Source organism: Pseudomonas sp. GW821-FHT02C04 (genome assembly GCF_059421845.1).
Genome location: NZ_JBWKVT010000003.1, coordinates 115,734 through 135,090 on the forward strand (window position 1 = coordinate 115,734; position 19,357 = coordinate 135,090).

General features: G+C 61.1%; 21 protein-coding genes. 1 reads left to right on the top strand and 20 read right to left on the bottom strand.

The annotated features are described in order from the left end of the window. Positions 1–19 precede the first annotated feature (19 nt). The 14 genes from AC07VV_RS12455 to flhA form a co-directional block, all read right to left on the bottom strand. Positions 20–415, bottom strand: a complete 396-nt coding sequence (locus tag AC07VV_RS12455; protein ID WP_495036382.1) for a DUF2802 domain-containing protein — start codon at positions 413–415, stop codon at positions 20–22. Beyond that, positions 416–901 carry a chemotaxis protein CheW gene (locus AC07VV_RS12460; protein ID WP_007959223.1) on the bottom strand — a complete coding sequence of 162 codons (486 nt, stop codon included), beginning with the start codon at positions 899–901 and terminating at the stop codon, positions 416–418. Positions 902–996: 95 nt separating this feature from the next. Then, positions 997–1,962: a CheW domain-containing protein gene (locus AC07VV_RS12465; RefSeq protein ID WP_495036383.1), complete on the bottom strand. Its 966-nt coding sequence runs from the start codon at positions 1,960–1,962 to the stop codon at positions 997–999. A 2-nt stretch (positions 1,963–1,964) separates the two neighbouring features. Beyond that, positions 1,965–2,753, bottom strand: coding sequence for a ParA family protein (locus AC07VV_RS12470; RefSeq protein ID WP_249484143.1), 789 nt, complete (start codon positions 2,751–2,753; stop codon positions 1,965–1,967). Positions 2,754–2,796: 43 nt separating this feature from the next. Then, positions 2,797–3,687 (bottom strand): flagellar motor protein MotD, encoded by an 891-nt coding sequence (motD, locus tag AC07VV_RS12475; protein WP_096822160.1) that lies wholly within the window; start codon positions 3,685–3,687, stop codon positions 2,797–2,799. A gap of 12 nt (positions 3,688–3,699) precedes the next feature. Next, entirely contained in the window at positions 3,700–4,440 is a 741-nt protein-coding gene (locus AC07VV_RS12480) for a flagellar motor protein (RefSeq protein ID WP_096822161.1), read from the bottom strand. Next, on the bottom strand, positions 4,440–5,576 hold the full coding sequence (locus AC07VV_RS12485) for a protein-glutamate methylesterase/protein-glutamine glutaminase (protein WP_102620345.1): 1,137 nt from the start codon (positions 5,574–5,576) through the stop codon (positions 4,440–4,442). The genes AC07VV_RS12480 and AC07VV_RS12485 overlap by 1 nt, the downstream gene beginning before the upstream one ends. 49 nt (positions 5,577–5,625) lie before the next feature. Continuing rightward, complete coding sequence (locus tag AC07VV_RS12490; protein ID WP_495036384.1) at positions 5,626–7,896, bottom strand: chemotaxis protein CheA; 2,271 nt, start codon at positions 7,894–7,896, stop codon at positions 5,626–5,628. Between the two features lie 39 nt (positions 7,897–7,935). Then, a complete protein-coding gene (locus AC07VV_RS12495; protein WP_096822164.1) occupies positions 7,936–8,724 on the bottom strand; it encodes a protein phosphatase CheZ in 789 nt (262 codons plus the stop codon). Positions 8,725–8,741: 17 nt separating this feature from the next. Continuing rightward, positions 8,742–9,113: a chemotaxis response regulator CheY gene (locus AC07VV_RS12500; protein WP_003183998.1), complete on the bottom strand. Its 372-nt coding sequence runs from the start codon at positions 9,111–9,113 to the stop codon at positions 8,742–8,744. 167 nt (positions 9,114–9,280) lie between these two features. After that, complete coding sequence (fliA, locus tag AC07VV_RS12505; RefSeq protein ID WP_011333070.1) at positions 9,281–10,021, bottom strand: RNA polymerase sigma factor FliA; 741 nt, start codon at positions 10,019–10,021, stop codon at positions 9,281–9,283. After that, positions 10,018–10,848 carry a flagellar synthesis regulator FleN gene (fleN, locus tag AC07VV_RS12510; protein WP_003222917.1) on the bottom strand — a complete coding sequence of 277 codons (831 nt, stop codon included), beginning with the start codon at positions 10,846–10,848 and terminating at the stop codon, positions 10,018–10,020. The genes fliA and fleN overlap by 4 nt, the downstream gene beginning before the upstream one ends. Before the next feature lie 113 nt (positions 10,849–10,961). Beyond that, the gene (gene flhF, locus AC07VV_RS12515; protein WP_495036385.1) at positions 10,962–12,302 is read right to left on the bottom strand and encodes a flagellar biosynthesis GTPase FlhF; all 1,341 of its coding nucleotides are present in this window, start codon (positions 12,300–12,302) and stop codon (positions 10,962–10,964) included. A gap of 11 nt (positions 12,303–12,313) precedes the next feature. Continuing rightward, entirely contained in the window at positions 12,314–14,443 is a 2,130-nt protein-coding gene (flhA, locus tag AC07VV_RS12520) for a flagellar biosynthesis protein FlhA (protein ID WP_273536702.1), read from the bottom strand. Between the two features lie 527 nt (positions 14,444–14,970). Here flhA and AC07VV_RS12525 point away from each other — a divergent pair. After that, complete coding sequence (locus tag AC07VV_RS12525; protein WP_495036386.1) at positions 14,971–15,345, top strand: DUF6124 family protein; 375 nt, start codon at positions 14,971–14,973, stop codon at positions 15,343–15,345. A gap of 113 nt (positions 15,346–15,458) precedes the next feature. Here AC07VV_RS12525 and flhB read toward each other — a convergent pair whose 3' ends face one another. From flhB to fliN, 6 genes are read right to left on the bottom strand one after another with little or no spacing between them, the layout of a single operon-like run. Beyond that, a complete protein-coding gene (gene flhB, locus AC07VV_RS12530; RefSeq protein ID WP_192560097.1) occupies positions 15,459–16,598 on the bottom strand; it encodes a flagellar biosynthesis protein FlhB in 1,140 nt (379 codons plus the stop codon). Between the two features lie 3 nt (positions 16,599–16,601). After that, positions 16,602–17,387: a flagellar biosynthetic protein FliR gene (gene fliR / locus AC07VV_RS12535; RefSeq protein WP_096822169.1), complete on the bottom strand. Its 786-nt coding sequence runs from the start codon at positions 17,385–17,387 to the stop codon at positions 16,602–16,604. 3 nt (positions 17,388–17,390) lie between these two features. Continuing rightward, positions 17,391–17,660 carry a flagellar biosynthesis protein FliQ gene (gene fliQ, locus AC07VV_RS12540; protein ID WP_096822170.1) on the bottom strand — a complete coding sequence of 90 codons (270 nt, stop codon included), beginning with the start codon at positions 17,658–17,660 and terminating at the stop codon, positions 17,391–17,393. Next, complete coding sequence (gene fliP, locus AC07VV_RS12545; RefSeq protein ID WP_096822171.1) at positions 17,657–18,415, bottom strand: flagellar type III secretion system pore protein FliP; 759 nt, start codon at positions 18,413–18,415, stop codon at positions 17,657–17,659. Before fliP ends, fliQ begins: the two co-directional genes overlap by 4 nt. Then, entirely contained in the window at positions 18,415–18,873 is a 459-nt protein-coding gene (gene fliO / locus AC07VV_RS12550; RefSeq protein ID WP_493072021.1) for a flagellar biosynthetic protein FliO, read from the bottom strand. Before fliO ends, fliP begins: the two co-directional genes overlap by 1 nt. Next, positions 18,874–19,332, bottom strand: a complete 459-nt coding sequence (gene fliN / locus AC07VV_RS12555) for a flagellar motor switch protein FliN (RefSeq protein ID WP_096822173.1) — start codon at positions 19,330–19,332, stop codon at positions 18,874–18,876. Positions 19,333–19,357: the final 25 nt, after the last annotated feature.

Sequence of the window (19,357 nt, forward strand, 5' to 3'; positions counted from 1 at the left end):
GGCTTGCCGCTTGAAGCGCTTAGCTGCTTCTGTGCAACTTGCGCATCAACTCCGCCTCAGCCTGGGTCAACCCGCAGGACTGCGTCAGCTCATCGACACTCGCGCCCATCCCCACCAGTTTCGCCGCTTGAGCGAATGACAGGCTGGAAGGATCGCGCTGTTCGAGCTGGGCGAGTTTGTCCGGAATCGGACCGACGACCGCGCGCAGCTCGTGCAGGGCTTCGCCCATGCGCACGTTGCCGTTCTGGTAATCGTCGACACGCTTGGCCAGGTCCTTGATGCGCTGATCACGCAGCGCATCGCCCTGGGCCTGTTGCGCAGCGATTACGCGCTGCGACTTGATGTACGCCAGAAACATCGCCAGCGTGCCTGCCCAGAACAGGAACAGGACAATGACCGCTACCTCGAGAATCAATCAGATATTCTCCAGTTCCGACCATTCTTCTTCGCTCATCATCTTGTCCAGCTCGACCAGGATCAGCAACTCGTTGTTCTTGTTGCACACGCCCTGGATGAACTTGGCCGACTCTTCGTTACCGACGTTCGGTGCGGTCTCGATTTCCGACTGACGCAGGTAAACCACTTCAGCGACGCTGTCGACCATGATGCCCACAACCTGCTTGTCGGCTTCGATGATGACGATACGGGTGTTGTCGCTGATCTCGCCGCTCATCAGGCCGAAGCGCTGACGGGTGTCGATCACGGTCACCACGTTGCCGCGCAGGTTGATGATGCCCAGCACGTAGCTCGGTGCACCCGGAACTGGCGCGATTTCGGTGTAGCGCAGGACTTCCTGAACGCGCATCACGTTGATGCCGTAGGTTTCATTGTCCAGCTTGAAGGTTACCCATTGCAGGATCGGATCTTCGGAACCCTTTGCCGCCGTCGCCTTGTCGTTCATACCCTAGCCCCTCGAAATACCGCAATGGCGGTGTGTGTCTCGTGTGCCGGCATTGAATGCCGGTGCATGCCTGTTATGTAAGCGTTATGTAAGTGTTATGTCGGTCTGTGGTTCGGCTTACTGCCGGACATGTGCTTTGCCCCACCGCTGGCGATCAACTCGGCCAGTGCGGAGACATCGAGCAAGGCGCACATGTGTTCAATCACCGTGCCCGCGAGCCATGGCCGCTGACCTCGGTGAGTTCTCCATTTGATTTCATTCGGATCCAGGCGCAACGAGCGGCTGACCTGATGCACCGCCAGCCCCCACTCGTAACCTTGTACCGAAATCACGTATTGCAGGCCCTGACGGAAGTCATCGCGATAGCGATCCGGCATGACCCAACGTGCGGTGTCCAGCACCTTCAGGTTCCCCGCCTGGCTTGGCAGGATGCCGAGGAACCATTCCGGCTGACCGAACAGCGGCGTCAGCTCATGGCCGGCCAGCGAATAGATCGAACCAAGACACACCAGCGGCACCGCCAAGGTCAGCCCGGCCACATCGAACAGCAGGCATTCGAACGCTTCCGACGCCCAGGCCGGACGACCGTCGGTTTCTACCGGTGGCGGCGTATTGCTCGGTGGCAGATGCACTTCCACCAGCGGCGCAACCAATGCTTGCTCGACAACCTGCTCGACCGGCGCAGCGACTGGCACCGGCGCTGGCACCTCGACCGGAACAGGCTCGGGTTGCGCTTGCAGAAGCTGGGTCTGCAGCAGCGGCGCGAGGGTCGACACCACACGCACCGGCTCAGGTTCTTTGATCAGCGGTGCCGGAGCCTTGGCCGCCACAGTGGCAGGCGCTGCAACCGGGGCAGCAGGCCTGGCGGCTTTCTGCGCATCGCGAGCCTGTTCTTCAAGCACCGCGGCCTGGAACTCATCGAGCTCGGCGGTGCTTTCAACCACCTCGACCGGTGCTTCGATTTCCTGCGGGATCTCTTCCGTCACATCCTCCAGCAAGCTGTCCAGATAGGATTGCAAAGCCAGTTGCGGACGCGAAGTCAGTTTGATCGGCCGATTCATGCTCAGGCCACCTGCGGAACGAGTTGTTGCGCCAGCAGATGCTTGAGCAGCGCGCGGTAGGCCAGCACGCCACGGCTCTTGCCGTCGAATTGCGAAGGCGTGACACCGGCACGGCTGGCGTCGCGCAGACGGGTATCGACCGGGATATAACCCTGCCAGATCTCCTCGGGGAATTTGTCGCGCAGCACGCGCAAGGTGCCCATCGACGCCTGGGTGCGGCGGTCGAACAAGGTCGGCACGATGCTGAACGGCAGCGCCTGTTTGCGCGAGCGGTTGATCATCGCCAGGGTGTTGACCATGCGCTCCAGGCCTTTGACGGCCAGGTGTTCGGTCTGCACCGGGATCACCAGTTGCTGGCTCGCGGCCAGGGCGTTGACCATCAACACACCGAGCAACGGCGGGCTGTCGATGATCGCGTAATCGAAGTCCTGCCACAGCTGCGCCAGACTCTTGGCGATCACCAGGCCCAGGCCACTCTGCCCCGGCGACTGGCGCTCGAGGGTGGCCAGCGCGGTGCTGGAGGGCAGCAGGGAAATGCGTTCGTCGCTGGTCGACAGCAGCAACTGGCCCGGCAGGCCTTGCGGCACGCCGCCCTTGTGCAGAAACAGGTCGTAGTTGCTGTGTTCCAGGCTGTCGGGGTCGTAACCGAAATAGCTGGTCATCGAGCCGTGCGGGTCGAGATCGACCACGACCACGCGTTTGCCCGCCTCTGCCAGCAAACCGGCTAAAGCGATGGAAGAAGTGGTTTTACCAACACCACCCTTTTGATTGGCGACTGCCCAGACTCTCATTCGGATTGTTCCTCCCGGCCGAGATGCTCGGCCGAGACATGGCTCAGCGTATTAATGCGGGCGACGGAGAATTGACGGCACTCTCGCGTCCCGGCGTCTTGACCGGGGTCGGTGCAGTTTGTGTGCCAGCACGCTTCAATGCGGCATCCGGTTGCGCATTGGCGGTTCCGGTGCCGGTGAGGCTGCGACGAACATCGAGATTGCGCGACACCACCAGCACCACGCGACGGTTTTTCGCCCGGCCTTCGGCCGTGGCGTTGTTGGCCACTGGCTGGAATTCGCCGTAGCCCACCGAGGCCAGACGGCCAGGGTTGACGCCCTGCATCGCCAGCATCCGCACGATGCTCGCCGAACGCGCCGAGGACAGTTCCCAGTTGGTCGGGTACTGCGCGGTGCGGATCGGTTGATCGTCGGTGAAGCCTTCGACGTGGATCGGGTTGTCGAACGGTTTGAGGATCGCTGCAACCTTGTCGATGATGTTGAACGCGATGTCGCTCGGCATCGCATCACCGCTGCCGAACAACAGGCTGGAGTTGAGTTCGATCTCGACCCACAGCTCGTTACCGCGCACGGTCATCTGGTTCGAGGAGATCAGGTCGCCGAACGCCGCGCTGATATCGTCGGCGATGCTTTTCAGCGGATCGCTGGCACCGGCGATACCGGCATCGACCTGTTCGGCGTCCTTGACCAGCGGCTTGGCCGGGGTCACGGTCTTCGGTCGCTCGTCGCCGATCGGGATCGGCTTGAGCGAGCGGTCGGAGTCGGTGAAGACCCCGATCAGCGCTTCGGAGATGACCTTGTACTTGCCTTCGTTGATCGACGAGATGGAGTACATCACCACGAAAAAAGCGAACAGCAAGGTGATGAAGTCGGCATAGGAAACCAGCCAGCGTTCATGGTTTACATGCTCTTCATGTTGGCGACGACGTGCCATGAGGTTAGTCCCTTAATCCATGAAGCCCTGAAGCTTCAACTCGATGGAGCGTGGGTTTTCACCTTCGGCGATCGACAAAATGCCTTCCAACAACATTTCGCGATAACGCGACTGCCGCAACGCGATTGACTTCAATTTGGCTGCCACCGGCAGCAGGATCAGGTTGGCACTGGCCACACCATAGATGGTGGCAACGAACGCCACCGCGATGCCGCTGCCCAGTTGCGTCGGATCGGCCAGGTTGCCCATCACGTGGATCAGGCCCATCACCGCACCGATGATACCGATGGTCGGCGCGTAGCCGCCCATGCTTTCAAAGACCTTGGCGGCCTCGATGTCGCGGGCTTCCTGGGTGTAGAAATCCACTTCGAGGATGCTGCGGATCGCTTCCGGCTCGGCGCCGTCGACCAGCAGTTGCAGGCCTTTGCGCGAGTAGGCATCAGGCTCGGCATCCGCCACGCCTTCCAGACCCAGCAGGCCTTCCTTGCGTGCGGTGAGACTCCAGTTGACCACGCGGTCGATACCGCCAGCCAGATCCACACGCGGCGGGAAAAAGATCCAGGCGAGGATCTGCATGGCGCGCTTGAACGCGCTCATCGGAGATTGCAGCAGCGCGGCACCGATGGTGCCGCCCAGCACGATCAGCGCCGCCGGACCGTTGGCCAGCGCGCCGAGATGGCCGCCTTCAAGGTAGTTGCCGCCGATGATGGCGACAAACGCCATGATGATCCCGATAAGGCTTAGAACATCCATCAGATACACGCCTCGACGATGTGCTTGCCGATATCGTCCAGGCCATACACCGCATCCGCGAGATCCGCTTTGACGATGGCCATCGGCATGCCGTAGATCACGCAGCTGGCTTCATCCTGGGCCCAGACCGTGCTGCCACCCTGCTTGAGCAGGCGTGCGCCTTCGCGGCCGTCGGCGCCCATGCCGGTCAACACGACCGCCAGAACTTTGTCGTTGTAGGACTTCGCTGCGGAACCGAAGGTGATGTCCACGCAAGGCTTGTAGTTCAGACGCTCGTCGCCCGGCAGGATTTTCACCGCGCCACGGCCGTCGATCATCATCTGCTTGCCACCGGGTGCCAGCAGCGCCAGGCCCGGACGCAGGATGTCGCCATCCTCGGCTTCCTTGACGCTGATGCGGCAGAGCTTGTCCAGACGCTCGGCGAACGCCTTGGTGAAGGCTGCCGGCATGTGCTGGATCAGCACGATCGGCGCCGGGAAGTTGGCCGGCAACTGGGTCAGGACCCGTTGCAGGGCAACCGGGCCGCCAGTCGACGTGCCGATAGCCACCAGCTTGTAGGCTTTGCGTTTCGGCGCTGCCGACGAAGTGCTGGCCGCCGGAGCGCGAGCCGGTGCAGGCGCGGGTGCCGGACGAGCCGGAGCACTGTGGCTGCCAAAGCTCGACGGCGCCGCTGCCGGAGTCGGCGCAGGTGCAGGTGCAGCGGCAGGCGCCGGCGCACTGTAGGCACTGAAACGACGGTTACTGCGCGAGATGCTGTGAACCTTCTCGCACAGCAGTTGCTTGACCTTCTCCGGATTGCGGGAGATGTCTTCGAAATTCTTCGGCAGGAAATCCACCGCGCCGGCATCCAGCGCATCCAGGGTCACCCGGGCGCCTTCATGAGTCAGCGAGGAGAACATCAACACCGGGGTCGGGCAGCGCTGCATGATATGCCGCACGGCCGTGATGCCATCCATCATCGGCATCTCGTAGTCCATGGTGATCACGTCCGGCTTGAGGGCCAGGGCCTGATCGATCGCCTCTTTACCGTTGGTTGCCGTACCGACAACCTGGATGCTCGGATCCGCTGAAAGAATTTCCGAGACGCGGCGGCGGAAAAAACCCGAATCGTCCACCACCAGGACTTTGACTGCCATAAACACTCCATTAGGTGCAGCGGGACGTTGTCGCCCCGCTGCCCCGGATTCAAATACGCCGTGCGGCGTAACGCTTGAGCATGCTAGGAACATCGAGAATCAGCGCAATGCGGCCGTCACCGGTAATGGTGGCGCCGGACATGCCCGGGGTTCCCTGCAGCATTTTGCCCAATGGCTTGATGACCACTTCTTCCTGACCGACCAGTTGATCGACGACGAAGCCGATCCGCTGAGTGCCCACCGAAAGGATCACCACATGGCCTTCGCGCTGCTCTTCGTGAGCGGCGGAGCTGACCAGCCAGCGCTTGAGGTAGAACAATGGCAGCGCCTTGTCCCGCACGATCACCACTTCCTGGCCGTCCACCACGTTGGTGGTCGACAGGTCGAGGTGGAAGATTTCGTTGACGTTCACCAGCGGGAACGCAAACGCCTGGTTGCCGAGCATCACCATCAGGGTCGGCATGATCGCAAGCGTCAGCGGCACCTTGATGACGATTTTCGAGCCGGCGCCCTTGGTCGAGTAGATGTTGATCGAACCGTTGAGCTGGGAAATCTTGGTCTTCACCACGTCCATGCCCACACCGCGGCCGGACACGTCGGAGATCTCGGTCTTGGTCGAGAAACCCGGGGCGAAAATCAGGTTGTAGCATTCGGTGTCGCTCAGGCGATCGGCGGCATCCTTGTCCATCACACCGCGTTTCACGGCGATGGCACGCAGGACGTTCGGGTCCATGCCTTTGCCGTCGTCGGAGATCGACAGCAGGATATGGTCGCCTTCCTGCTCGGCCGCCAGGATCACCTTGCCGCCACGGGCCTTGCCCGAAGCTTCACGCTCCTCCGGCGACTCGATGCCGTGGTCGACCGCGTTGCGCACCAAGTGGACCAGCGGGTCGGCCAGAGCCTCGACGAGGTTCTTGTCGAGGTCGGTTTCTTCGCCCACCAGTTCCAGGTTGATCTCTTTCTTGAGCTGACGCGCCAGATCGCGAACCAGACGCGGGAAGCGGCCGAAGACTTTCTTGATCGGCTGCATCCGGGTCTTCATTACCGCGGTCTGCAAGTCGGCGGTGACCACGTCGAGGTTCGACACGGCCTTCTGCATCGACTCGTCGCCGCTGTTCAGGCCCAGGCGCACCAGACGGTTACGCACCAGTACCAGCTCGCCGACCATGTTCATGATTTCGTCGAGACGTGCGGTGTCCACACGAACGGTAGTCTCGGCTTCGCTCGCCGGTTTTTCCGGTGGCGGCGTCGCCGGTGCACGGGCCGGAGCCGGTGCAGCAGCGGCGGCTGGCTTGGCCGGTTCCGCTTTAGGCTCAGGCGCTTTTGCAGCAGGTTTTGCCGCAGCAGCCGGGGCCTTGGCGGCAGGCGCTGCAACAGCCGAAGCATTGCCGGCCGTCACGACGGCACCGGTGGCGACGTCAGTGAACTTGCCTTTGCCATGCAGATCGTCGAGCAGCGATTCGAATTCGTGATCGCTGATCAGATCGCTACCGGCCGCCGCCGCTGCCGGAGCAGCAGATGCAGGCACCGAAGCAATCGCCGATTCCAGCGCATCAACGGCGAAGTTGCCCTTGCCGTGCAATTGATCGAGCAAGGCTTCGAATTCGTCGTCGGTGATGTCCGAGCTGTCGCCCGCTGCCGGAGCAGCAGGTGCAGCGGCAGCTGGTGCCACGGCGTCGGCCGCGAACTGGCCCTTGCCGTGCAACTGGTCGAGCAGCGACTCGAATTCGGCGTCGGTGATTTCATCGCTGGCCGCTTCGGTGGAAGCAGGCGCAGCGGCAGCCGCCGGGGCTTCGGCTTCGGCCTTGACGGCGTTCAGCGAGTCCAGCAACTGTTCAAATTCGTTATCGGTGATATCGCCCGAATCGCCTTCGACGACCAGTTCTTCGATCATCTCGGCAACAGGCGAAGCCGGGGCTTCATCCGCCGATTGCGGTTCGGCCAGGCGCGCCAGGGCGGCCAGCAGTTCCGGGGTTGCAGCGGTGATCGGGCTGCGATCGCGGACTTCGCTGAACATGCTGTTCACCGCGTCCAGCGCTTCGAGCACCACGTCCATCAGTTCTGCATCTACGCGACGTTCACCCTTGCGCAGGATGTCGAACACGTTTTCGGCGATGTGACAGCACTCCACCAGCTCATTGAGCTGAAGGAAGCCGGCGCCCCCTTTTACAGTGTGGAAACCGCGAAAAATTGCGTTGAGCAGATCTGCGTCATCCGGGCGGCTTTCCAGCTCGACCAGTTGTTCGGACAGTTGCTCAAGAATCTCGCCGGCCTCAACCAGGAAATCCTGAAGGATCTCTTCATCGGCGCCGAAGCTCATTAATGGGGTGCTCCTACAGGTCTAAAAACCCAAAAAAACTCAAAATCCAAGGCTGGATAGCAAATCGTCCACATCGTCCTGACCGGACACAACGTCTTCTCGTTTATCGGCATGAATCTGCGGACCTTCACCCTGCGAGAGATGTTTTTGTGGATCTTTTTCAGCGAGCATTGCCGCACGGTCATGTTCGATGCCCGCGAAGCGGTCCACCTGACTGGCCATGAGCACGAGTTTGAGCAGATTGCTTTCGACTTCGGTGACCAACTGGGTCACGCGCTTGATCACCTGACCTGTGAGGTCCTGGTAATCCTGGGCCAGCAGAATGTCGTTGAGGTTGCTCGACACCGCGCGGTTGTCCGCGCTGCTGCGTGCCAGAAAACCGTCGACCCGACGCGCCAGCTCGCGGAACTCTTCAGCCCCGACTTCACGGCGCATGAAACGTCCCCAGTCGGCACTCAATGCCTGGGCTTCGTCAGCCAGGCCATTGACCACCGGCGTGGCGCTTTCCACCAGGTCCATGGTGCGGTTGGCCGCGGCTTCGGTCAGCTTGACCACATAGCCCAGACGCTCGGTCGCATCAGTGATCTGCGACACTTCCTCGGCCTGCGGCATATGCGGGTCGATCTGGAAGTTGACGATTGCACTGTGCAGTTCGCGTGTGAGCTTGCCCACTTCCTGGTACAGGCCACGGTCACGGGTCTGATTGAGCTCATGGATCAGTTGCACGGCGTCGCCGAACCTGCCCTTTTCAAGGCTTTCGACCAGTTCGACCGCGTGTTTTTTCAGAGTCGACTCGAAGTCGCCCTGTGAAGATTCGTTATGCTCCATAGCTCCCCCGCGCGTCATCAGCCGATGCGTTCGAAAATCTTCTCGATTTTTTCTTTCAGCGCCTGAGCCGTGAAAGGTTTGACCACGTAGCCGTTAACGCCGGCCTGGGCCGCTTCGATGATCTGCTCGCGCTTGGCTTCAGCAGTCACCATCAGCACTGGCAGGTGCTTGAGTTTTTCATCGGCGCGCACGTGACGCAGCAGGTCGATACCGGTCATGCCAGGCATGTTCCAGTCGGTCACCAGAAAGTCGATGCTGCCGCTGTTGAGCACCGGAATGGCAGTGGTGCCATCGTCGGCTTCAACGGTGTTGGTGAACCCGAGATCACGCAACAGGTTCTTGATGATCCGCCGCATCGTTGAGAAGTCATCAACGATGAGGATTTTCATGTCTTTGTTCAATTCGACCTCCAAGCAGTCTTAAACGCGCCCAGCACCTGGACGCGCCATTTCAATCAATCCGGCAAAGCACTCGATGACTGTCTGGAGCACAACAGAGCAAGACCGGTGCCGTTCACCACCGCACCAGCCTCGTTCGCAGCGTCCCCACACTGCCCTCAGCGCGCTCGCCACTCCCCCAAACGCCCCCGCAAACGGGCCGCGCACTGGCTGTGTAACTGGCTGACCCGCGATTCACTGACGCCAAGGACTTCACCGATTTCCTTGAGGTTCAGCTCTTCGTCGTAGTACAGCGCCAACACCAGTCGCTCACGCTCCGGCAAATTGGCAATCGCGTCCGCCAACGCAGCCTGGAAGCGCTCATCTTCCAGATCGCGCGACGGCTCAAGATGAGCACTTGCGCCATCCTCGTGCAGCCCTTCGTGTTCGCCGTCCTGCAACAGGTCGTCGAAACTGAACAGTCGGCTGCCCAGGGTGTCGTTCAAAATCCCGTAGTAATCGTCGAGACTCAATTGGAGTTCGGCCGCAACCTCGTGATCTTTAGCGTCACGGCCGGTTTTAGCTTCAATCGAGCGAATCGCGTCGCTGACCATACGGGTGTTGCGGTGAACCGAGCGCGGTGCCCAGTCCCCCTTGCGTACTTCATCGAGCATGGCGCCGCGGATCCGGATGCCCGCGTACGTTTCGAAACTGGCGCCTTTGCTGGCGTCGTATTTGGTCGAGACTTCGAGCAGGCCGATCATCCCGGCCTGGATCAGGTCTTCGACCTGCACACTGGCCGGCAATCGCGCCAGCAAGTGGTAAGCAATGCGTTTGACCAGTGGCGCGTAACGCTCGATCAGCTCGTACTGCGCGTCACGTGCCGACTTCTTGTAGAAATTCATACCGCTGGCGGTCATAGCACAGGTCCTGCCGTTTGCTGCACGAGGCGCTCGACGAAAAATTCGAGGTGGCCGCGCGGGTTGGCGGGCAGCGGCCAGGTGTCGACCTTCTGTGCGATCGCCTTGAACGCCAGTGCGCACTTGGAACGCGGGAAGGCTTCATAGACCGCACGCTGCTTCTGCACCGCCTTGCGCACGCTTTCGTCGTAAGGCACCGCGCCGACGTATTGTAGGGCGACGTCGAGGAAGCGATCCGTGACCTTGGTCAACTTGGCGAACAGATTGCGACCTTCCTGCGGGCTCTGGGCCATGTTGGCCAGGACGCGGAAGCGGTTCATGCCGTAATCGCGGTTCAGCAGTTTGATCAGCGCGTAGGCGTCGGTGATCGAGGTCGGCTCGTCACAGACCACCAGCAACACTTCTTGCGCCGCGCGAACGAAACTGACTACCGAGTCACCAATACCCGCAGCGGTGTCGATCACCAGTACGTCGAGATTGTCGCCGATGTCGCTGAACGCCTGAATCAGACCGGCATGCTGGGCCGGGCTCAGGTGAACCATGCTCTGGGTGCCGGAAGCGGCCGGCACGATGCGGATCCCGCCGGGGCCTTGCAACAGCACGTCGCGCAGCTCGCAGCGGCCCTCGATCACATCGGCCAGGGTACGTTTGGGCGTGAGGCCCAGCAGAACGTCGACGTTCGCCAGACCCAGGTCGGCGTCCAGCAGCATGACCCGACGGCCAAGCTCTGCCAGCGCCAGGGACAAGTTCACTGACACGTTAGTCTTGCCGACGCCACCTTTGCCGCCGGTCACCGCGATCACCTGTACGGGATGCATGCTGCCCATGTTATTTCTTTACCTTGTCTTGCATAGACGGAGGCCACATTACTGGCTGCGCGTTCACAACCGGAACAATGCATGGCAGACCATCGATGTAGGTACAAAAACTGTTCATTACCTCAGCCAACCTGCTTGGTGGGACTGTGGTAGATATCAGCGAACATGTCAGCCATGGCTTCTTCGCTGGGTTCTTCCTGCATTTGCACGCTGACGGCGCGGCTGACCAATTGATGACGGCGCGGCAGATGCAGATCATCCGGAATCCGTGGGCCGTCGGTCAGGTAGGCGACCGGCAGTTCATGACTGATCGCCAGGCTCAGCACTTCGCCAAGGCTGGCCGTCTCATCCAGTTTAGTCAGGATGCACCCGGCGAGCCCGCAACGCTTGTAACTGTGATAAGCGGCGGTTAGAACCTGTTTCTGGCTGGTGGTTGCCAGTACCAGATAATTTTTCGACCGAATGCCACGACTGGCCAGACTTTCCAGCTGCATGCGCAGTGCCGGATCGCTGGCCTGCAGGCCGGCGGTATCGATCAGCACCACGCGTTTGCGCAGCAGTGGATCCAGCGCCTGCACCAGGGACTGGCCCGGATCGACGTGGGTCACCGATACATTGAGGATCCGGCCCAGGGTTTTCAACTGTTCCTGAGCACCGATGCGGAAGCTGTCCATGCTCACCAGCGCAATGTTCTGCGCGCCGTACTTGAGCACGTAACGGGCGGCCAGTTTGGCCAGGGTGGTGGTCTTGCCCATGCCGGCCGGGCCGACCATGGCAATGATCCCGCCCTCTTCCAGCGGCTCGACTTCCGGCGTGGCGATCATCCGCGCCAGGTGCGCCAGCAACATGCGCCAGGCCTGACGAGGTTCTTCGATATCGCTGGTCAGCGCCAGCAGGTCGCGCGACAACGGGCCGGACAAGCCGATGCGTTGCAGACGACGATAAAGGTTCGCCTGAGCCGGACGGCTGCCTTGCAGCTGATTCCAGGCCAGGGTGCCGAGCTGCACTTCCATCAGCTCGCGCAGACTGTTGAGTTCGAAACGCATCGAATCCAGCGCACGCGGATCGACACCAGCGGCAGCTGGCGCAGGTGCCGGAGCTGGACGCGCCGGAGCAGCGTAAGTCGGTTCTGTCAGAGGCTCGGCAGCCGTCAGCGGCAGGCCGGCGGTCAATGGCAGACCGGAGAACAACTGGCGATTGGTGTTGCCGTCGGCCTCACCACGCATGCTCAACTCGGCCTGGGCAGTAACGATGCGCGACTGGGTCTTGCGCAGCTCGTCTTCGAGTTCCATGTTCGGAACCCGTGGCGCCAGCGCCGACAATTTGTAATCCAGCGCCGCCGTCAGCTCGACGCCGCCGGCAATGCGGCGGTTGCCAATGATGGCGGCATCAGCGCCCAGCTCATCACGAACCAGCTTCATGGCCTGACGCATATCGGCGGCGAAAAAACGCTTAACTTGCATAAACCACTACCTCAGCCGTTGGGCCCTACTGTCGCAACGATGGTCACTTGCTTGTTGTCCGGAATTTCCTGGTAGGCCAGCACATGCAGTCCAGGGACTGCCAGGCGGCCAAAGCGCGAGAGCATCGCGCGAACCGGGCCTGCTACCAACAGGATCACCGGCTGACCTTGCATTTCCTGACGCTGCGCCGCTTCGATGAGCGAACGCTGCAGCTTCTCGGCCATGCTTGGCTCCAGCAGAACGCCCTCTTCCGAGCCTTGTCCTGCCTTCTGCAGACTATTGAGCAATATTTGTTCCAACCTTGGCTCCAGCGTGATAACTGGCAGCTCCGACTCAGTCCCTACAATGCTTTGGACGATGGCGCGAGAAACGCCGACCCGCACAGCGGCCACCAAAGCGGCGGTATCTTGACTCTTGGCGGCATTGTTGGCGATGGCTTCGGCAATGCTGCGGATGTCGCGCACCGGCACGTGTTCGGCCAGCAGCGCCTGCAAAACTTTCAGCAGCTGCGACAACGTGACCACGCCCGGCACCAGCTCTTCCGCCAGTTTCGGCGAGCTCTTGGCCAGCAATTGCATGAGTTGCTGCACTTCTTCGTGGCCGATCAGCTCACTGGAGTGTTTGTACAGAATCTGGTTCAAGTGCGTGGCGACCACGGTACTGGCGTCCACCACGGTGTAACCGAGCGATTGTGCCTGGGCACGCTGGCTGACTTCGATCCACACCGCCTCCAGCCCGAAAGCCGGATCTTTGGCGGTAATGCCGTTGAGCGTGCCGTAGACCTGCCCCGGGTTGATCGCCAGTTCGCGATCCGGGTAGATCTCGGCTTCGGCCAGGATCACCCCCATCAGGGTCAGGCGATAGGCGCTCGGCGCCAGGTCGAGGTTGTCGCGGATGTGCACGGTCGGCATCAGGAAGCCCAGATCCTGCGAGAGCTTCTTGCGCACGCCCTTGATCCGCGCCAGCAATTGCCCGCCCTGATTGCGGTCCACCAGCGGAATCAGGCGATAACCGACTTCCAGACCGATCATGTCGATTGGCGTCACATCGTCCCAGCCCAGTTCCTTGGTTTCCATGGCGCGGGCCGGCGACGGCAGCAGTTCCTGCTGACGCTGAACCTCTTGCAGCGCCTGCACCTTGGCGACGTTCTGCTTTTTCCAGAACAGGTACGCGCCGCCGGCAGCCAGTGCGGCCATGCTCAGGAAGGAGAAGTGCGGCATGCCCGGCACCAGGCCCATGACCGCCATCAGACCGGCCGCCACCGCCAGCGCTTTCGGCGAGGCGAACATCTGGCGATTGATCTGCTTGCCCATGTCTTCCGAACCGGAAGCACGGGTCACCATGATCGCGGCCGCTGTAGATAACAACAGTGATGGCAATTGCGCCACTAAACCGTCACCGATGGTCAGCAGGGCGTAAACCTTGCCGGCGTCGGCGAAGGTCATGTTGTGCTGGAAGATACCGACGGCCATGCCACCGATCAGGTTGATAAACAGAATCAGCAGGCCGGCGATGGCGTCACCACGGACGAACTTGCTGGCACCGTCCATCGAACCGTAGAACTCAGCCTCTTGGGCAACTTCAGAACGACGGGCCTTGGCCTGGTTCTGGTCGATCAGACCGGCGTTGAGGTCGGCGTCGATTGCCATTTGTTTGCCGGGCATCGCGTCGAGGGTGAAGCGCGCGCTCACCTCGGAGATCCGGCCGGCACCCTTGGTCACCACGACGAAGTTGATGATCATCAGAATGGCGAAGACCACGATACCGACCACGTAGTTACCGCCGATCACCACCTCACCGAAGGCCTGGATCACCTTACCGGCAGCGGCGTGGCCGTCCTGACCGTGGAGCATCACCACCCGCGTCGACGCCACGTTCAGCGCCAGCCGCAGCAGCGTCGCCACCAGCAGGATCGTCGGGAACACCGCAAAATCCAGCGGCCGCAACGCGTACACGCAGACCAGCAGCACGACGATCGACAGGGCAATGTTGAAGGTGAAGAACACGTCCAGCAGGAACGGCGGCACCGGCAACATCATCATCGCCAGCATGACCAGCAGCAACAGCGGCACACCCAGATTGCCCCGACTGAGATCGGCAATGTTCGAGCGAGCACTGTTGATTAACTGAGAGCGATCCACCGGTTTTCCCCGTTCCTTTAAAGCAAACTTTTGACGCCCAGAGCGGGCGCACGGCGGCTACTGCAAGAAGCCTTCCAACTTTTGCCGATGATTGAAACAGAGGGGTTTGAGCGTGGTTTTTCTGCTGGGCGGGATGGTGCCTTCGCAAGAAGTCAGCAAAAAGCGCCTTTTAAACTCGGGTGTTTAAAGGACACCTTCAGACACGCCTTACAGGCTACGAATCCTTGCGCCGTTGCCTACAGCTACGCCAGAATCCGCCGGCTTGTGCGCTTTGAGGTCGGGTTCTATTGTGGGTCGGTCGCTGACGAATCAGCGATCGGGTTTAGCGACTCGGACTTTCTCAGCGCATCAGCGTTCATGGCTTCGTTGTGGGACTCTTCGTCCGCAATTACGTTATGGCGGCTGTATGCGGGAGACCTTCGGGTCTACCGGGGTGCCTGAGACCGGTTCGCTAACCTGCGTACAGCTGCCACCTTCACCTGTTTAGCGACAGGGAAAGAGTGGCTCCATAACTCAGGAGCTTCACCATGATCAAACCAACACCCAATCCGCCCGAAACCGACCCCGCCTCGCCCTACGAATCCCTCGAATCCAGAAAGCTTCACGAAGCCGCCGACCGCGCCCTCGATCACTATCTCTGCCCGCCCGGATCCACTCCACCACCGCGCAGAACCCGCCGGATGTTCGCCGTTACCGCGGACTTCAAAAACGAAGAGCTGCTGGTCGAGCTCTGCGAAACCCTCGCTTCCGCCAGAACCATCGCCAATGACTTCGCCCACCTCATGCCCGCCGCGCAGCGCAGGACGCTGACGGGCATCGGGCAACTGATCATGCTCGGGGAACTGGCAGCGAATCGGGTGCTGAATAATCTGGAACTACCGCAGTCGCAGAGCTCCGTGTAAAGGCTTGAGAAATGCGTCGTGGCGGCTGACACCTTCGCGAGCAACACAGGTCATCGGGCATAAAAAAACCGCCACCGGGTTCAACCGGGGGCGGTTTTTTTGCTTCATCACTATCAGGAATCGCGCCGCAGATCCGGCGGGATCGGCAGATCGTCCTTGAGCGGTTCCGGGAACTTGCCCTTGCCCGCGCGGTGCTGGCGGATCTGGTAGACGTAGGCCAGGACCTGGGCGACCGCCAGGTACAGACCACCGGGAATCTCTTCCTCCAGTTCCGTGGAGTAGTAGATCGAACGCGCCAGACCTGGCGATTCGAGCAGCATGACGTTGTTGGCCACGGCGATTTCGCGGATCTTCAGCGCCAGGAAGTCGCTGCCCTTGGCCAGCAGCATCGGCGCCCCGCCCTTCTCCGAGTCGTATTTGAGGGCCACGGCGTAGTGCGTCGGGTTGGTGATGACCACGTCGGCATCCGGGATCGCCGCCATCATCCGGCGCTGCGACATCTCGCGCTGGACCTGACGAATCCGCTGTTTGACCTCCGGCCGGCCTTCCTGATCCTTGTGCTCGTCGCGCACTTCCTGCTTGGTCATCTTGAGCTTTTTAATGCTCTCCCAGAGCTGCACCGGGACGTCGACGGCCGCGATGATGATCAAACCGCACGCCATCCACAAAGTGCTCCAGCCCACCAGTTGCAGACTGTGAATGATCGCCCGGTCCAGCGGTTCGTGGGCAATGCGCAACAGGTCGTCGACATCCCCGGACAACACCACCAGCGCCACCGCCAGAATGATCAGGAACTTGGCCAGCGCCTTGAGCAGTTCGATCACCGACTTCATGGAGAACATGCGCTTGAGACCCGCGCCAGGGTTCATCCGACTGAACTTGGGCGCCAGGGAGCCCGCAGCAAACAACCAGCCGCCGAGGGCGATCGGCCCGAGAAACGCCGCCAGCAGCAAGGTGATCATGATCGGCTGGATCGCCACCAGTGCGATCACCCCGGAATTCATCAGGAACTTGCCCATGGAGCTCTGATCCATGATCACTTCGCGCGACAGCGTGAAGTTCAGGCGCATCAGCTCCATCAAGTCCTGCGCCAGCATGCCGCCGAACACCAGCAACGCGCCGGACCCGGCGAGCATGATCGCCAGCGTGTTGAGCTCCTTGGAGCGCGCAATCTCGCCTTTTTCCCGGGAGTCCTTCTTGCGCTTCTCCGTGGGGTCTTCTGTTTTATCCTGACCGCTCTCGCTCTCTGCCATGACTCAGCGCGCCTGTGCCAGTTCGCGTAGCAGCTGCAAGGCTTCGACGGCCAGCGGCTGATACTGATTGAGAATGTCCGCCAGCCCGACCCAGACAATGAACAGGCCGAGCACGAGGGTCAGCGGGAAACCGATCGAGAAGATGTTCAGCTGTGGCGCCGCCCGGGTCATCACACCGAATGCAATGTTGACCACCAACAGCGCAGTGACAGCCGGCAGCACCAGCATCAATGCCGCGCCAAGCACCCAGCCGAGCTTGCCGGCCAGCTCCCAGTAATGCGCGGTCATCAGACCCGCACCGACCGGCAGCGTGGTGAAGCTTTCAGTCAGCACCTCAAAGACTACAAGGTGACCGTTCATGCCGAGGAACAGCAGCGTCACCAGCATGGTGAAGAACTGCCCGATCACCGCCACCGACACGCCGTTGGTGGGGTCGATCATCGAGGCGAAGCCCATGCCCATCTGGATCGCGACGATCTGCCCCGCGACCACGAAGGCCTGGAAAAACAGTTGCAAGGAAAAGCCCAACACGGCGCCGACCAGGATCTGCTCGGCAATCAACAGCAAGCCACTGAGATCGAGCGGACTGACGGCCGGCATCGGCGGCAGGCTCGGCGCGATCACCACGGTGATCGCGAGGGCGAGGTACAAACGGACACGTTTGGGAACCAGCGTGGTGCCGAACACCGGCATCACCATCAGCATCGAGCCGATGCGAAACAGCGGCAGCATGAACGTCGCCACCCAGGTGCTGATCTGCGTGTCGGTCAACTGAAGCAGCGACTGCATGACTCAGCCGATGACCAGCGGAATGTTTTTGTACAGCTGGATGATGTATTCCATGAAGGTCTGGATGATCCACGGACCGCCGACAATCAGGGTCACCAGCATCACCAGCAGACGCGGCAGAAAGCTCAGGGTCTGTTCGTTGATCTGCGTGGCGGCCTGGAACATCGACACCAGCAGGCCTACCAGCAGACTCGGGATCACCAGAATCGCGACCATCATCGTGGTCAGCCACAAGGCTTCGCGAAAAATGTCGACCGCTACTTCTGGCGTCATGGCGATACACCTCCGAAACTGCTGGCCAGGGTGCCGATGATCAGCGCCCATCCATCCACCAGCACGAACAGCATGATCTTGAACGGCAGGGAAATGATCAGCGGCGAGAGCATCATCATACCCATCGCCATCAGCACACTCGCCACGACCAGGTCGATGATGAGGAACGGAATGAAGATCATGAAACCGATCTGGAACGCGGTTTTCAGTTCAGACGTGACGAAGGCCGGCACCAGAATGGTCAGCGGCGCCTGATCCGGCGTCGCGATATCGGTGCGCTTGGACAGACGCATGAACAGCTCGAGATCGCTGGAGCGCGTCTGCGCGAGCATGAAGTCCTTGATCGGCACCTGGGCCTTTTCCACCGCTTGCTGGGCGGTGAGTTTCTCCGCCAGATACGGTTGCAGGGCATCGTTGTTCACCCGGTCGAACACCGGCGCCATGATGAACATGGTCAGGAACAGCGCCATGCCGGTGAGGATCTGGTTCGACGGCGTCTGCTGCAGACCGAGGGCCTGACGCAGGATCGAGAAGACGATGATGATCCGGGTGAAGCTGGTCATCAGAATGACGGCGGCCGGAATGAAGCTCAGCGCCGTCATGATCAGCAGGATCTGCAGGCTGACCGAATACTCCTGCGCACCGTTGGCGTTGGTGCCCAGGGTGATCGCCGGGATCGACAACGGATCGGCGGCGAACGCCAGTGGCGCGGCCAACATCAAGGCCAGGGTCAAGACGATGCGCAACGCACCCATTACTTCGTATCCTTTTGATCCTTGCCGAGGATCTTCAACAGATGCTGGGCAAATTCCGGAGTCGCTTTTTCGGAGGTCGCCGGGACGTCCACCGGTTCCTTGAGTACGTGCAGCGCGGTGATCGTGCCGGGGCTGAGACCCAGCAGGATCTGCTCCTTGCCGACCTGCACCAGCATCAGTCGGTCACGCGGACCGAGCGCCCGGGAACCGATCAGCTCGATCACCTGGCCCTTGCCCGCCGGGCCGGCCTGCTGCACCCGGCGCAACAGCCAGGCGAGGAAGAAGATCAATCCCAGCACCAGCAGCAGACCGAACACCAGCTGCGTCAATTGCCCGGCGACACCGCTATTGACCGCAGGCGTCACCGCCGCAGCGGTGGCAGCCACCGGCTCGGCGGCCATCACGATCGATGGCAGCGCCAGCGCCGAGGCCAGCAAAGAACCCAGAACCTTTTTCACTCAGCGCAGCTTCTTGATGCGTTCGCTTGGGCTGATCACGTCGGTCAGGCGGATGCCGAACTTTTCGTTGACCACAACCACTTCGCCGTGAGCGATGAGGGTGCCGTTGACCAGCACGTCCAGCGGCTCACCGGCCAGACGATCGAGCTCGATCACCGAACCCTGGTTGAGTTGCAGCAGGTTGCGGATGTTGATGTCGGTGCTGCCCACTTCCATCGAGATCGACACCGGGATGTCGAGGATCACGTCCAGGTTCGGACCGTCGAGGGTCACCGGATCGTTGTTCTTCGGCACGCTGCCGAACTCTTCCATCGGCAGACGGTTGGAGCTCGAAACGCCAGCGTCGGCGGCCAGCAGCGCGTCGATGTCGGCCTGCCCGGCTTCACCGGTTTCTTCCAGGGCGGCAGCCCACTCGTCAGCCAGTGCCTGATCGTCCTGGGCGTTCATATCGTCGTTCATCATTTGTCCTCGGCGGGCAACAATT